Origin of the sequence: Okeania sp. KiyG1, assembly GCF_014132355.1 — a bacterium.
In the GTDB taxonomy this organism is placed as follows: Bacteria; Cyanobacteriota; Cyanobacteriia; order Cyanobacteriales; family Microcoleaceae; genus Okeania.
Window position 1 is genome coordinate 1 of the sequence record NZ_BLZO01000037.1, and the last position, 16,008, is coordinate 16,008.

The window sequence follows — 16,008 nt, forward strand, 5'->3', positions numbered from 1 at the left end:
TTGCTGTAAAATCTCTTTTAAGAAAGTATTGTGGGTAAATCTGTGCTTTTCTTCATATTGGGGTTCATAAAGTTTCGTTCCCTGTTCGGGAGATAACCCATCTTGTTGCCTTTTCTCTGACTTTTTCCGTTCCACCAGTGCCAGGGGAACATAAATTTGTTCTCGGTGTTTTTTTGCCTCCTCATCATCGTGAAATAGGGAATTACTGGTTAGTTGATTATTCAGCATTTCCCGACAAATATCTTGCCATTCCTTGAGAGTCTTTTCTCTGCCCTGTTCAGGCAAAGTCAGTCAAATAGTAGTTCGTTTGTCAATCTTACGTTTGTCAATTTTACCAATTGTGTCAGCAACTATCCCATCTTTTTCTGTCTTTATTTTATTCTCACTTTTTCCAACCACCATCCCACCTTTTTCCGCCTTAACTTCTTTTGCTACTATGTTGGCATTCTTTTCATCTTCCGACTCCAGAGACTTTAACGCTTCTCTAATTTCTTCCACAACCTCAGTCAACTTTGGATGAGGATTTTCTTCTACTGCCGCTGCCAACTCCTGTATTGTCCGAGCAACATCAGGATTTTCTGCTGCCTCCTGCATTTCCAAAACTGCCTGACCATAATCCAAAGGTTGCTCCGAAAATTGTTCAATAGCAGTTACAGTATCGGGAGATTCTTGTTTCAGATATTTCATCAACTTAGCACTTTTATCCCAAACCACCTGCCCAATATTTTCTCCAGTTTTTTCCAAAGCTTTTGTCCCCAATACAGCAGCTAGCGCCATTACAATAGTAATAGGTTCCATAATTTTCAGCCTCCTAAAATTGGATTCAGATTAAGTTAATTATTAGATAATATTCTAAACTATTCCAATGTAGGTTGGGTAGAACGAAGTGTTAGCGGAGCTTATCCGTAGGATAAACCCAACAAAGTTTTATTATTATATTATGTCCGGATAATTAGTAATAAAAACACTTCTTTCTCCTGGTACATTACTTACTCTCCTGGGAGGAGTTAGGAGTGGGTTGACTCCTCCTTAATTATTTATAAATTTTCAACCGGACATGATATTAGACATCTCCAGATTTGATTTTTGGAGAGGTATATTGTTGGGTTTCGTTCCTCAACCCAACCTACTAGATTCTGTTAATTGCTTCACTTTTGAAGAAAGCGATCGATCTAGAAAAGCTAAGGAAAATATCTGTAAATTTCTTTTCGGTGAAGTATCCTAACGAAAAAGACTATACCATCATTAACCTTAATACCCAATCGATAATCTCCTACTCTAATCCGATAGTATTCTTCCTCACCTTTTAACTTTTTTATATTTCTAATTTTCGTTAGAGGATATCTGAAAAGTTATTTAATACTGAATTTTGCCCCCTAGCCCCCAATTCTGGGGGAAAAAGAATCTATTAGCTGGTAAAAGTCCCCCAAAATTGGGGGATTTAGGGGCTTTTTCTAAACTCAACATTCATAGCTTTCTCTTGAAAATTTTGAATATTTGTTCCCGACTAACTGTTTCAGTATTGTCACCTTCTTGAATAGCGTTTTTCATTAAAATATCTTCTAAAATTTATGCTAAAAATTCATAAAATTCCTCTTTTGTTATTGTAGTAACTCAATAATTGCTACTTTCAACAATTCTTTCAATTTGGTTTCATCTATAGTAATTTCAGACATATTTTTTTGATAATTGTTTACAGCAATTATAACAATAATAGCAATTCTAGCATATTTAATGATAAGATATAAACAATTAATTTAACTAAAAAAACAATGATTGCTCAACCCCAAAATTATCAAAAAATGACCCCTGAAGAATATCTAGAATGGGAAGCTAAACAAGAATTTCGCCATGAATATGTAGATGGAAAAATTTTACCCATGACAAGAGAAACTATTCCTTATAATAATATTGTTCTCAATTTATGTAGGGCTTTATATCCCTCTGTTCATCAAAAAAGTTGTCGAATTAATCTGTTGGAGGTGAAAGTTAAGGATAGTAAAAATAGTCGTTATTTTTATCCCGATCTAGTTATTACTTGCAATGCTGACGATTTAAAATCTCATGACTTTATCGAACATCCTACAGTAATTATTGAAATTCTTTCCTCCAGTACAGAAAAATACGATCGCGGCGATAAGTTTAAATATTATCGTCAATTTCCCAGTTTGCAAGAATATGTTTTAGTAGACTCAAAATCAATATCTGTAGAAATTTATCAACGTGGCGAGGGAAAAATTTGGCATTATTGTGCATATACAGAAGGAGAGTCAATTACATTATCTAGTATTGAATTTACTTCTGCTATTGAAGTTTGGCGTTGCTGAATTGAAGTATGAATACGCGATTGTTTGGTTCTACTCAAGCCCCCTAAATCCCCCAAAATTGGGGGACTTTTAGAGTTTTATCCCCCCCAAAATTGGGGGGTTAGGGGGGCAAAATCATACCCAGAATCAGCAACGAAGTTTTATACGAAGGAGTTAACTTTGAAACTGATAACGTCGAACAATAATAAACTTAGTGGGAGCATCTTGCTCCCTTGATATTAAAATTATTTTGGTTACAGAAAACGATAGCAGGAACATCTTACTTCCCTGCTAGACTTTGCTTATTCTCCTCTACAATTAATCACAATTAATTTCCTCCTATCAATTTTCTACTTCCTGAAATTTTGATTGAGATTACGTTAACCTTAAGTAATATCCTGAAAAATTCCCATTTCATTTTGTTTATAAGAAGAGGTAATTCTAAATTCTAAATTCTAAATTCTAAATTCTAATTACGCTAACCTTAAGTAATATCCTGAAAAATTCCCATTTCATTTTGTTTATAAGAATAGGTAATTCTAAATTCTAAATTCTAAATTCTAAATTGTAGACTCGACCTTAAATCTGAAGTATATGGAGCGCAGTATCTCAAAGTCTTTATTCTTCCTACAAAGACTGGAACCAAAAATTTCAGTCATGGACCGCTACATCATCATAGAATTAATAGGGCCATTTCTCTTTGGTGTAGGATTATTTTCATCTATCGGGGTGACAGCGGGGGCAATGTTTGAATTAGTCCGAAAAGTTACAGAATCTGGACTACCTATTTCTATTGCCCTCCAAGTATTTTTCTTAAAAGTGCCAGAGTTTATGGGTTGGGCATTCCCTATGGCAATGGTATTATCGACTCTAATGGTTTACAGTCAGATGTCTAGTAATAGTGAGATAGTTGCTCTGCGTAGCTGTGGCATTAGTGTCTATCGAATGCTTATACCTGCGGTAATACTAGGTCTGACAGTCACTGGTTTAACTTTTGCACTCAATGAGGTAATTGTACCCAATGCCAACTATCAAGCATCTCTGACTTTAGATAGAACTTTAGACCGAGAAGATCCTCCTTTTCGGGAAGAACATATTTTCTATCCAGAATTTGGCAAAGTTGAGCGGCCAGACGGAAGTAAGAAAGATACCTTGACTCGTTTATTCTATGCCGAAAAGTTTGATGGTAAATATATGAAGGGTGTAACTATTGTAGATCGTTCCCAATACGGAGTTGACCAAATTGTGTCTTCTGAGTCAGCAACCTGGAATCCAGCAGAAAATATTTGGGACTTGTTTAATGGGACTATTTATATTGTATCTCCAGATGGTTCCTACCGTAATATTGTTAAGTTTGACCATCAAGAATTCAAACTTTCTACGGCACCTTTAGATTTAGCGGATAAAAGACGTACTTATCAACAGATGAATATTCCTCAATCTTATGAATATTTGGAGTTAATGCGATTGAGTGGAAATCATCGGAAAATTATTAAAACCCAAGTCAGAATTCAACAAAAGTTTGCTGTACCTTTTGTTTGTTTGGTTCTGGGTTTAGTAGGAGCAGCTTTAGGAATTAGACCTCAGAGAAATGCAAATAGAGGGACTAGCTTTGGTATTAGTGTGATAATTATTTTTGCTTATTATTTACTTTCTTTTATCACGGGGGCAATGGGGCAAAAAGAGGTTTTGACTCCTTTTTTGGCTGGATGGTTACCAAATTTTCTAGGTCTTGGAGTGGCAATGTTATTGATAGCAAGAGCCTCTCGTTAAGGAATTTAGAATTTAGAATTTAGAATTCAGAATTCAGAATTCAAAATATTTAGGATAATCCAAGTAACATTTGCCTACCTTTTTATTCTTTGGTACGACTTTTTTTCATGTCATTTATTGATAGAAGTAGCACCGAAATACTCTGCTCTGAAGACTATTATTTATATGAAATAAATTAATCTAAAATATTGTAGCTTTTTGCTAAAACCTGCAAAATATAGGTGGGTCTGGTAATATGTGAATATTCACTTCCCCTCCCCAAGAATTTAATTCTCCTTTATTACAACCACCTGTTACTCCTTTTGCTTCTAATGCTAAAGTATGGGTTCCTTTTGTAATAAAACCTAGATCCTTTTTACAGATTTATAATTATCTATCTGATATTCTTCACGTCCTTTAAGTTTGTTATCAACATAGAAATAGATTATAACCGTACTACAATGACCAGGAGGGACTATATATTCAGCGTATAATATTCCATCTTCCTTTACTTCTATTTGTTCTTCGCGACGAGGTTTACAAAGCTGACCATTGCTGGTACATTCTATTCCTTTACTCCCTAATTCCTGAAGCAATTTTATCTCTTTGGTGGCATTTGATTGACTACAGTATTGACCAATTGCTGCTATTAATGCAGCTATTATTACTGCAGTTCCACCAATAATAGCAACAATTATTTGTGTTCGAGAACCTTCGTTGTTAGAAGTCATCTAAATTTAAACCTTAGTTGTAATAAGTAATTAAATTTTAGCTATTTTAGCAAAGAAATAAAGCCCCAGCCTAGTTATAGCAATACTTTTTATTCAAAATTTACAATTATTCTAATTTTTAGAAGAAACTATTAACGCTAAACAACAATCGGCAATCATATCATGTTCTATAAAATCCCTAGTCTATAATCGTAAGTATTTCCTGCGGAATGAATGCTGCGCAAATAGCTATTAGCTGTTAGCTGTCAGCTCTCATAAGGGGATTTTAATGAATATAAACTTTAAAGCCAGCTTTTATAGTAAGATTTAATTCTGACTAAATTAGTAAAGCTTTTACCTAAAACTAAAAGCAATAGCTGATTGCTGAATGCTGATAGCTGAATGCTTACCTATAATCAAATATGTCAAATTCTTTAATATCCAAATTAAAAATTAGTAGATTTTTATCAATTTTACATAAAAATTTGATAAATCGAAGCTGGATATTTTGGTTTGGTTTAAGTTTAGCTATTGTCTTAATTTATAGTTTTGAATCTCTCAAAACATCCCTCCAAAGTGAATATTTCATCCAAGATGATGCACGACAACATATATTTTGGATGCGTCGTTTTTTAGATGCAGAATTATTCCCTCAAGATTTCATTGCTGACTATTTTCAATCAGTAGCTCCGTGGGGATATAAAACTTTTTATTGGCTCATCACATCTTTGGGTATCGACCCCATTTTTTTAGGTAAATCATTACCAATATTTCTCGGATTAATTTCGACAATTTACTGTTTTGGAATAAGTTTACAAATTCTACCTATTCCTGCTGTAGGTTTTTTTAGTTCATTGATTTTAAATCAAACTTTATGGATGGAAGATGATTTAGTTTCTGCTACTCCTAGAGCATTTTTCTATCCACTTTTTTAGCATTTTTATATTACTTACTCCGAAATTCTTTCTTTCCTGTATTAGTAGCGATCGCTCTCCAAGCAGTTTTTTATCCTCACACTGTTTTACTATCAGTAACTATCTTAACTATTAGACTATTTTCCTACGATAAAAAACGGTTAAAATTTACTTCAGTCCGATTAAATTATTGGTTATGGTTAGGAGGAATAATAAATGCTGCAATTATACTTCTACCATACAAATTTTCTGCTACGGAATTTGGGTCAATTATTACTGCTGCGGAAGCTAAATTACAACCCATTTTTAACTATGTTGATGGTAACTATGGCAGAGCATTCTTTTTTCACGAAAATCCTTTAGTTTTTTGGCTCATAGGACCGAGGAGCGGCATATTATTTTTAGGATTTTTACCTCCACTAGCGATCGCCTCATTATTCTTACCTTTTGTACTTAGAAAAAGTCAAAAATTTCCTCTGGCAAAACGGGTTTCTTTGAAGGTAGAAATATTAGTTCAAATTTTACTAGCATCTATTGGATTATTTTTCCTAGCTCATGCTTTTTGTTTCAGCTTCATTTTCCCAACAGATATATTTATCATAGTATGCGAGTAATGATACCAATAGCTGCTGGTATTGCTTTAACAATATGGTTGGATAGTTATTTGAATCAAGTTATTTCTCAGCTAAAAAATGGCTTAAATTTTCCACAAATAATATATCTCGGCTGCACAACTTTATTATTCGTGATATTAAGTATTATTCCTTTTTCCCAAGACCTAACTATAGATAACCAATTCTACGTTAAAGGCAAAGAAATAGAATTATATGAATATTTACTAGAACAACCGAAAAATACATTAATTGCCTCCATATCTAAAGAATCAGATAATATTCCTACTTTTGCCCAACGTTCTACTTTAGTTGCCCAGGAATATAGTTTGCCTTACCATACAGAATATTATGCTCAGTTTAGTCAAAGAGCAAAGGATTTAATTCAGGCTCAATATACTTCTAATCCAGAAGAGGTTAATAATTTTATTCAGAAGTATGGAATAGATTTTTGGTTGCTCGATCTAACAGCTTATAACCCTAGATATGTAGCTGATAAAGAACTAATTCGTCAGTATGATTTAGCAGAGATAATTATTTATCAACTAGAGCAAAATATGATTCCTGCGTTATCCGTTACTATTGAAAATTGCACTGTATTAACAAGTAAGAGAATAGTATTATTACCAACATCATGTATTCAAAATGAGTTGATGAAATTCACTCAAATTTCAGGATAGGCAATTATTCATTATTAATTATTCATTATTCATTATTGAACAACATCATCTATTCAAAATGAGTTGATAAAATTCACTCAAATTTCAGGATAGGCAATTATTCATTATTAATTATTCATTATTCATTATGGAACAACATCATCTATTCAAAATGAGTTGATAAAATTCACTCAAATTTCAGGATAGGCAATTATTCATTATTAATTATTCATTATTCATTATGGAACAACATCATCTATTCAAAATGAGTTGATAAAATTCACTCAAATTTCAGGATAGGCAATTATTCATTATTAATTATTCATTATTCATTATGGAACAACATCATCTATTCAAAATGAGTTGATTCAATTCACTCAAATTTCAGGATAGGCAATTATTCATTATTAATTATTCATTATTCATTATGGAACAACATCATCTATTCAAAATGAGTTGATAAAATTCACTCAAATTTTAGGATAGGCAATTATTAATTCTTAATTATTAATTATTCATTATTGAACAACATCATGTATTCAAAATGAGTTGATGAAATTCACTCAAATTTCAGGATAGGCAATTATTAATTCTTAATTATTCATTATTGAACAACATCATGTATTCAAAATTAGTTGATAAAATTCACTCAAATTTCAGGATAGGCAATTATTAATTATTCATTATTAATTATTAATTATTGAACAACATCATGTATTCAAAATTAGTTGATAAAATTCACTCAAATTTCAGGATAGGCAATTATTAATTATTCATTATTAATTATTAATTATTGAACAACATCATGTATTCAAAATTAGTTGATGAAATTCACTCAAATTTCAGGATAGGCAATTATTAATTATTCATTATTAATTATTCATTATTGAACAACATCATGTATTCAAAATGAGTTGATGAAATTCACTCAAATTTCAGGATAGGCAATTATTAATTATTCATTATTAATTATTCATTATTGAACAACATCATGTATTCAAAATGAGTTGATTAAATTTACTCAAATTTCAGGATAGGCAATTATTCATTATTCATTATTAATTATTAATTATTGAACAACATCATGTATTCAAAATGAGTTGATAAAATTCACTCAAATTTCAGGATAGGCAATTATTCATTATTAATTATTCATTATTCATTATTGAACAACATCATGTATTCAAAATGAGTTGATAAAATTCACTCAAATTTCAGGATAGGCAATTATTCATTATTAATTATTCATTATTCATTATTGAACAACATCATGTATTCAAAATGAGTTGATGAAATTCACTCAAATTTCAGGATAGGCAATTATTAATTCTTAATTATTCATTATTGAACAACATCATGTATTCAAAATTAGTTGATAAAATTCACTCAAATTTCAGGATAGGCAATTATTAATTATTCATTATTAATTATTAATTATTGAACAACATCATGTATTCAAAATTAGTTGATGAAATTCACTCAAATTTCAGGATAGGCAATTATTAATTCTTAATTATTAATTATTGAACAACATCATGTATTCAAAATTAGTTGATAAAATTCACTCAAATTTCAGGATAGGCAATTATTAATTATTAATTATTCATTATTCATTATTGAACAACATCATGTATTCAAAATGAGTTGATGAAATTCACTCAAATTTCAGGATAGGCAATTATTAATTATTAATTATTAATTATTAATTATTCATTATTGAACAACATCATGTATTCAAAATTAGTTGATGAAATTTACTCAAATTAAGTAAGCATTCCGCAAACCTTGTAGGGACGTTCCATGGAACGTCCTTACTGTGGTTTACCCAAACAAAACCGCTGTAATACCATTTCTCCATGAAGTTGCACTTAATATATAAATATAAGAATAGTCAGTTTAATCAGGTCTGAGCAATAATTAGGGCTTGCTGATTAAATCTAAAAGCATTGACATATAAAGACAAGTGCCTTTTTGGGGCCTTTAAAAAGTACCTGGTATCACGTCTAAAACGCTCAAAAAGTTAGTATTTGAGGCAAGAGTTGGGCAGAAAAATCAAGGGACAATTCTTACTCCTACCTCTTCTAAATTTCCATTTCTCCTGTCTCCTATCTTCCCCTCCTGGGAGGGTTAGGGAGTGGGTTGTCTCCTGTCTCCTACCTCAGCAAAAAGACTTTCCATGCGCAAACCCTAATTATTAAGCGCATTGTTACACAGAAATGGTATAACCATTTTAATTAGGGCTTGCTGATTAATTCTAAAAGTATTGAGTGATATTGGTTTTAGCGTTTTATAGTTGAAAAAAGTACCAGCTTTTCGGTGGCAAGAGCTGCAAAAAGCTAGTATTTTGGGATGATTATGGCAGAAAAATTGAGAGATAATTCTTACTCCTACCTCCTCGCTTATTCCCATTTCTCCCCTCCTGGGAGGGGTTAGGGTGGGTTCTCTCCTGTCTCCTGTCTCCTGTCTCCTGTCTCCTATTTAATTATTGTTAAAAGGATCGTTCCAACGTTGACCATATCCACGATTAAAACTATTATTACGTCTGGAAAAAGGGTTATTGGAAGGATTTGATGGTAAGTTTTGATTTACCCGATTAGGATTAACTCCATAGTTATATTGCTGTTGCTGATTTTGTGGATATCCTTGATTATTACCATAGTTATAAAATCTTCCATTGTTAACTCCATTTACTCCATTTTGATTATTAGCTAAACCATTAGGTACTGTTGGTAATTGGGGTAAATTTGGATTAGTAGGTTGCCCTTGAAGAGAATAGTTATATCCTGGTAAATTTCTTGGATTATTGTTTTGATTTACCGTACCAGTTCTATCTGTATAATAAGGTTTTGGTTGATTAATATTTATGGGTGGTACAGGTGAATTAAAATTGGTTTTTTCTTGAGGTTGATAACTGTTAGATGTTGGAATTCCAGGAAAAGGAGAAGGTTTGATATCTCTAGGTTTTATCTCCCTTGGATAGAGATTAATATTATTTTTTTGAAACTGAGAATTTGAAGGTGCTTGAGATTGATTTTTAGAACGCAGGTAATCATCCATAGCATTCTGTAGAGTATTTGCAGGTTTTTCCTTTTTTTCTTCCTGATTGTTTTGGTCTAATATATTGAGACTCCGTAAAAGAGGAGAGGTTAATAATTGAGAACTGTCTAATTGATTTTGAGGAGTAAGAGTATTAATTGTTTTTTGAGGCAGAGGTATCGTTAAATTCTCTTTAGATGTTGTAGCGTTTTTTTGTGGGGCAGATTCATTTCCACTTTCTTCTTCTACCTCATTTAGTAAAACTTTCTGAGGAACTACTAAAGAATTAAATTGAGAGTTTTCAGAATTTTTTAAGTCCTCTATTAAAACTGAAGAATTATCAATATCGCTAATAATAGAAATTTCTTCAGGAGATAAATTTTCGGTGATAGTATTTCCACTTGTTACTGAATTATCATCATCTTCAAGAGTTAACCACTCTGGATGGACTGTTAATTCCCAAGCAAATAATAGCACTAAAGAAGCGACAGCAATAGGTCCCCAAACTAAGGGTTTCGTCAGATGACGAAATCTGGCTCGGAAGTAGCGTATGGAATTGGGTAATTTTTTATTAGGAGTAGACATGGGTTTTGTTTTTTTATTAATGGTTTTTTCTCTAACATTAATCTGCTCTCTCGTTATCGCTGAAAAATTTCATTTTGTGAGGCATACACTATAACTTTTTCAGATATTAGGAACTTTTTAGGCAAATATAATATATTGAGTCGATGATAACTTTTGTTTATTTTCTATTATCGAACTAAAAATATGGAAAAGGTATGTCAAGTGAGCAACAATAAACAGACCTACTATGATTTATCGCTCAATAACTTTTTTCCAACTGTTAATTACTAAACTTCTACCACCTAAATTTTCCGCTAGTGAATAGCTTAAGCAAATACTAATATTATCTGGGGTAACGAGATAAACTGACATCTGAATCAAAATGGCTGTAGCATGACTTTGATGCCCAAATTTATCAAAAAATTATTGTATTTTTGGGTATATATATCCTAACACAACACAAATAAACGTCAAATGAACAAACAGATTAAATTACTACAAAGTAAAGAAAAGTTAATTGAGCAAGCCTTGGACATTTCCTTGACTAAAATGCAAGAGGCAATTTCACAACGAGGCCAATGTACTATAGCTTTAGCAGGCGGTAATACTCCAAAACCCCTTTATGAGTCCATAGCAACTCAAAATCTACCTTGGGATAAAATTCATGTCTTTTGGGGTGATGAACGCTATGTAGCTCCTGACCACTCAGATAGTAACCAAAAAATGGCTAGGCAAGCTTGGTTAGACCGAGTGCCCATACCACCGACAAATATCCATCCTATGCCTACAGGAGCTGGAGACCCTGAAGCTGATGCCTCAAATCATGATGCTCATTTGCGAGAATTTTTTCAGGTTTCCCCAGGAGAGTTTCCTAGTTTTGATTTAATTTTACTGGGAATGGGGGGTGATGCCCATACAGCTTCCTTATTTCCCCATACAGATGCTCTGCAAATCAGCGATCGCTTCGTTACTGTAGGGAATAAAGATGGCCAACCGCGATTAACTTTTACAGTACCACTAATTAATCAGGCTCGTTGTGTCATATTTCTAGTTGCTGGTGCAGATAAACAAGCTGCATTGGATCTAGTATTTGCAGAAAATGGGGATGAAATGAAATATCCTAGTCGCCTGATTCAGCCTAAAGGGGAACTACATTGGTTACTAACTGGTGTTAATGTGTAAGTATTGACATCCTCCCTGGCGGTCATTTCAGTTATCAGTTGAAATAGGGAGTAGGTAGGGACGTTGCATCCAACGTCCGTACAGGGAGTGGGGAGTGGGGAAGTGGGAGGCAGAGTCAATTTATTGTCACTAGAAAAAAATTGTATCCTTTTAAATAATGAATTAGGATGACTATATAGTAAAGGATGGGCAGGTTATGACTTATGCCGCTCGTAAACCGTAAGACAGGGAAATCTTTTTCCCACAGGTGAGCTGTTGCCTGTTCCCTGTTCCCTGCTATAGAATCTGAAAGTTAAGTATAAGTATGTTTCTTATGTCGGTGTTTCGATCGTCTGGCCGATAACTAGGAGTAGATCAATGATTGTCTGTCCGAATTGCAATCATCAGAACCCTGATGGAGCAACACAATGTGAAGCTTGCTACACTCCCTTACCTGTAACTACCAGTTGTCCTAACTGTGGGGCAACAGTTCAAGTTGATGCTGCCTTTTGTGGTCAATGTGGCTTTGATTTGAAAGCTAGTGCTGGTACAGAGGAAGGTCAAGTTTTATCTCAAACCGATCCAGCAGTAATGCCAACCATAGTATCACCAGTATCTGGTACGGATGCAGGTATGCCTTCAGAAGATATACCGGACCTATATCCACCAGATCCATTAGTGACTCCAGAACCTATAGTAGTGTCTGGTACGCCAAACTTAGAAAAATCTAGCAATATTAATACTCCAGTTCCTACTGAGGAACCTCTACAAACTATTAATGCTATTAATACTCCTGTAGTAACTTCTCCACCTCCTACGGTCGGAAGTCCAATTCCGGCCAAGACCCAGTTACAAAAACAGTCTGTCAAGTTAATTCATATTAGAACAGATACAGATATTGAATTACCAGTTAATTTATCTGTAATTCACATAGGTAAGCCTAACGACCGAGTACCACCAGATATTGATGTTTCTGGATTTCCTGACTCTGAGGTGGTTTCTCGTAGTCATGCCGATATTAGAGTAGAGGGAGATAGTTATTATATTGAAGATATAGGTAGTTCTAATGGTACTTATGTCAATAATACTTCTTTGGCAAGAGGAAATCGACATAAATTGAGACCAGGCGATCGAATATCTTTGGGCAAAGGAGACTTAGTTTCGTTCCTATTTCAAATTTCTTAGCTGAATCGCCGACAGGACTTACGTCATAATATGCAGATTTGGCGGATGAATTAGCAGCAAATTGAATAGGTTCGATGCCCATTCAATTTGCATGCCATCCCAGCAGAAGCTTTTGCCCTGGTTGAAGAGGAAACCACACTATAGCGCCAGCTTAGTGTGGAAGTATGTCACGTTAACACTGCTACATCCACTTCAGTATCTGCTAGCCAGATTTTGGACTTTGGGAATTGTACATATAACGAAGTCAAAAATCAAAAGTTATTTTTGTCAGGAGAATGTCGATCGACTCTCCAAACATATTTCGTCTTAAAAGAAGGAGTTTTATACCCCATTATTTTGAGTAGTAATTTTTTTTGAGTAACACTAAAATTTGTTTGATTTATGTTAGTTCTAATTTAGAGAAAGAATGTTGTGCCAAAAGATATAATTTGACTGCTTCGATATTTCACATTCCCTATTCCCTGTTGCTTAAAAATATAGGATATCTCACAACTAAAATCAGATTACTATAGTAATTAATTTATATTTATTTAATTTATATTTTCGACCAAAAATAATATGATTTATTTCTTAACTTCCTTCTTAAATTGTTCAATAAATTTATCAAAATCATCTTTTAGGAGTAAAATTTATGAATAAAATACCAGAGCCAGAAGTAATGAAACATAGTCAACTGTTGAAGAGGTTAGTACTTGACCAAAAAACAGTTGAAGATCAGGGTCGAATAGAGCAATTGTGCCTTGATACTCAATCTCATCAAGTCATAGGTTTTATATGTAAGTCTGGTATTTTTGGTAAGCAGAAAAAAGCTTTTGCTTGGAAACAAATTGAGACTATTGGCACTGATGCCACTCTAGTTAATGGGCACTCAACACAAGAGAGTTTAGATAAATTCAATAATACTGTAAATATAATTGGAAATGAAGTATGGACTGATACAGGAAATAAGGTCGGTTTAATTGTAGAATACCTTCTAAACATTAAAACAGGTGCAGTAGTTAATTATTTGTTTAAATCTAATGGGTGGCGAGGTGTTTTGAATAGTATTTATTTATTGTCGCCAGAAGCAGTTTCTAGTGCAGGGAATAAACGGGTAATAGTAGTAAATAGTTCTATACAAAATCCTCAATTTTATACTGAAGGAGTTACTCAAAAAATAGGTCTGGTTCAAGATTTTTTACAAGAAGATTTAGTGAAAACTAGAGAACATATTAATGTCGCACAACGTGAAGCAAAAAAATTACTTGTAGGTTTTCAAGAAACTGCTAAAGTTGTTAAAGAACAAGCTCAAGAAAAAGCACAAGTAGTTACAGAGCAAGCTAAACAAAAAGTAGAAGAATTTCAAAGTAAATCTACAGAAAAAAGTCCAGAAAAAGTAAGCAAACTTCAAATGATTTTTCTAGCAAAATTCAAGAAGTGACAGCAGAAGCTAAGGAAAAAATTGATGGGGTAAAGTCGCAATGGGGAAAAAAATTGCATATTTCAAAAGACGATCGAGAAAATAGTACAGATGATTTACAAATACACTCTTGAAAAAGGCAGAAGGCAGAAGGAAAAATTGCTTATGGATAGTCTTCGATCGGCCACTCCCTGTCTACAAACCCCAAATAATTTTAAGCACCCCATTGACGATGTGGGCTATTAAACTTGCCATAGAAAAGATAAATTAATGGGGTTCAATACCCCATTAATTTACAAATATTTCTTTTTGCTTAAGACTCAAATATTCATGTTATCATAACAACTATAAAACTCATGTTTTTCTGATGCGGACGACTTATCAGTACAAGTTAAAACCCAATAAAGAACAAGTGGCCACCATAGAATTATGGTTAGATTTGTTGCGCCGACAGTACAACTATCGACTAGGCGAACGGTTCTCATGGTGGGAAGAAAACCGCTGTCAGGTTAATGCTTGTCCTTTGGTTATGCCAATTCCTCAACTAAGAAATAACCCAGATTATTATTCTCAAAAAAGGATTTGGTCAATACCAAAGACAAATTTCGGGAATATAAATTAATTCATTCTCAGGTACTGCAAGATTGTATCAAGCGGGTGAAACTGGCTTTCTATCGATGGTTGAATACAGATAAAAACGGACAAAAATTGGGAAGACCAAGATTTAAAAAGAAAAACCGTTATCGTAGTTTTACTTATCTTCAAATAAAGCAAGATTGCATAGTCAATCAAAGAATTAATCTTCCCAAAATTGGTAAATTCAAGTTGATTCAAAATCGATCGTTGCCAGAGGATTTTAACATTAAAACCGTCACTATTAGCCGTAAATCTGATGGTTATTATGTGACTTTATCGTTGGAGAATAAATCGGTTCCTTCATTTAATTGTGAAGTAAAACCTACACCAGAAAATACTCTGGGAATAGATATGGGAATGAAGGATTTCTTGGTGACAAGCTCAGGAGAATCGGTTCCAATTTCTCAATATTATCGAAAATATCAGAAGGGATTAAAGACTCTACAAAAACGTTTATCCCGTAAAAAGAAAGGCAGCAAAAGATGGTTAAAAGCTATAACAGCTGTGGCAAAACAACATAAAAAAGTGGTTGCTCGGTGTAAAGACTTTCACTTTAAAAAAGCTAACGATTTATTAACAAAAGCTGGAGTTATCGCCCACGAAAACTTAAATATTAAAGGCCTCGCCAAAACTCGATTGAGCAAGTCGATTAACGATGCTGGATGGGGACAATTTATGATGATTTTAACTGTCAAAGTCGTTAGCGGAGCTCCTCTTTTAGCAAAGCTCCTCCGCAGGAGGCAAGAGGCGAATGCTGGACAGAAAACCATAGCAGTGAACCCCAAAAATACTAGCCAAGATTGCTCAAACTGTGGGGAAAAAGTCGATAAAGAATTATCGCAAAGAACTCATTATTGCCCACATTGCTGTGTTGTTATTGACCATGATGTGTTTGCGTTTGCGCAGCATCCCGTAGGGAAGCATGACCTAGGAAACGCGGCGATAAATATCAAAAATAGGGCGGGTTGACATTCCGTCCTTAAAGCTCGTGGAGCCCGACGGAGTACCGGGGCTATCAAACGAGAAGCCCACACTATAGCGTCAGCGAGCGTGTGGGAGTATGTCACTATAGTCA

General features: G+C 33.7%; 13 protein-coding genes and 1 pseudogene. 9 read left to right on the forward strand and 5 right to left on the reverse strand.

Going from position 1 to position 16,008, the window contains the following annotated elements:
- The 3 genes and pseudogenes from SAGCYANO_RS05910 to SAGCYANO_RS47335 form a co-directional block, all read right to left on the reverse strand.
- Nucleotides 1-285, reverse strand: a pseudogene (locus tag SAGCYANO_RS05910) (hypothetical protein); the annotation flags it as partial.
- 6 nt (nt 286-291) lie between these two features.
- Complete coding sequence (locus tag SAGCYANO_RS05915) at nt 292-798, reverse strand: hypothetical protein (RefSeq protein WP_202218303.1); 507 nt, start codon at nt 796-798, stop codon at nt 292-294.
- Between the two features lie 383 nt (nt 799-1,181).
- Nucleotides 1,182-1,328: a type II toxin-antitoxin system RelE/ParE family toxin gene (locus SAGCYANO_RS47335; RefSeq protein ID WP_202218315.1), complete on the reverse strand. Its 147-nt coding sequence runs from the start codon at nt 1,326-1,328 to the stop codon at nt 1,182-1,184.
- 444 nt (nt 1,329-1,772) lie between these two features.
- Here SAGCYANO_RS47335 and SAGCYANO_RS05925 point away from each other — a divergent pair, with 444 nt between their 5' ends.
- Nucleotides 1,773-2,327 carry a Uma2 family endonuclease gene (locus SAGCYANO_RS05925; protein WP_202219230.1) on the forward strand — a complete coding sequence of 185 codons (555 nt, stop codon included), beginning with the start codon at nt 1,773-1,775 and terminating at the stop codon, nt 2,325-2,327.
- Nucleotides 2,328-2,900: 573 nt separating this feature from the next.
- Entirely contained in the window at nt 2,901-4,079 is a 1,179-nt protein-coding gene (locus SAGCYANO_RS05930) for an LptF/LptG family permease (protein WP_202219231.1), read from the forward strand.
- A gap of 344 nt (nt 4,080-4,423) precedes the next feature.
- Here SAGCYANO_RS05930 and SAGCYANO_RS05935 read toward each other — a convergent pair whose 3' ends face one another.
- Nucleotides 4,424-4,789: a hypothetical protein gene (locus SAGCYANO_RS05935; protein ID WP_202219232.1), complete on the reverse strand. Its 366-nt coding sequence runs from the start codon at nt 4,787-4,789 to the stop codon at nt 4,424-4,426.
- A 401-nt stretch (nt 4,790-5,190) separates the two neighbouring features.
- On the opposite strand from SAGCYANO_RS05935, the gene SAGCYANO_RS05940 reads away from it, so the two are divergent.
- Together SAGCYANO_RS05940 and SAGCYANO_RS05945 are read left to right on the forward strand one after the other, a co-directional pair.
- A complete protein-coding gene (locus tag SAGCYANO_RS05940; RefSeq protein ID WP_202219233.1) occupies nt 5,191-5,703 on the forward strand; it encodes a hypothetical protein in 513 nt (170 codons plus the stop codon).
- 592 nt (nt 5,704-6,295) lie between these two features.
- Complete coding sequence (locus tag SAGCYANO_RS05945) at nt 6,296-6,973, forward strand: hypothetical protein (RefSeq protein ID WP_237395844.1); 678 nt, start codon at nt 6,296-6,298, stop codon at nt 6,971-6,973.
- Nucleotides 6,974-9,430: 2,457 nt separating this feature from the next.
- Here the strand turns inward: SAGCYANO_RS05945 and SAGCYANO_RS05950 are convergent.
- A complete protein-coding gene (locus SAGCYANO_RS05950; RefSeq protein ID WP_202219235.1) occupies nt 9,431-10,573 on the reverse strand; it encodes a hypothetical protein in 1,143 nt (380 codons plus the stop codon).
- Nucleotides 10,574-11,026: 453 nt separating this feature from the next.
- Between SAGCYANO_RS05950 and pgl the strand changes: the two genes are divergently transcribed.
- The 5 genes from pgl to SAGCYANO_RS05970 all read left to right on the forward strand — a co-directional run bounded on the left by pgl (nt 11,027) and on the right by SAGCYANO_RS05970 (nt 15,902).
- Entirely contained in the window at nt 11,027-11,734 is a 708-nt protein-coding gene (pgl, locus tag SAGCYANO_RS05955) for a 6-phosphogluconolactonase (protein ID WP_202219236.1), read from the forward strand.
- Nucleotides 11,735-12,091: 357 nt separating this feature from the next.
- A complete protein-coding gene (locus SAGCYANO_RS05960) occupies nt 12,092-12,898 on the forward strand; it encodes an FHA domain-containing protein (protein ID WP_202219237.1) in 807 nt (268 codons plus the stop codon).
- A gap of 631 nt (nt 12,899-13,529) precedes the next feature.
- The gene (locus SAGCYANO_RS05965) at nt 13,530-14,318 is read left to right on the forward strand and encodes a PRC-barrel domain-containing protein (RefSeq protein ID WP_202219238.1); all 789 of its coding nucleotides are present in this window, start codon (nt 13,530-13,532) and stop codon (nt 14,316-14,318) included.
- Between the two features lie 346 nt (nt 14,319-14,664).
- Nucleotides 14,665-14,919 (forward strand): helix-turn-helix domain-containing protein, encoded by a 255-nt coding sequence (locus SAGCYANO_RS49030; RefSeq protein WP_307785831.1) that lies wholly within the window; start codon nt 14,665-14,667, stop codon nt 14,917-14,919.
- Nucleotides 14,880-15,902: a transposase gene (locus tag SAGCYANO_RS05970; protein ID WP_307785832.1), complete on the forward strand. Its 1,023-nt coding sequence runs from the start codon at nt 14,880-14,882 to the stop codon at nt 15,900-15,902. Before SAGCYANO_RS49030 ends, SAGCYANO_RS05970 begins: the two co-directional genes overlap by 40 nt.
- Nucleotides 15,903-16,008: the final 106 nt, after the last annotated feature.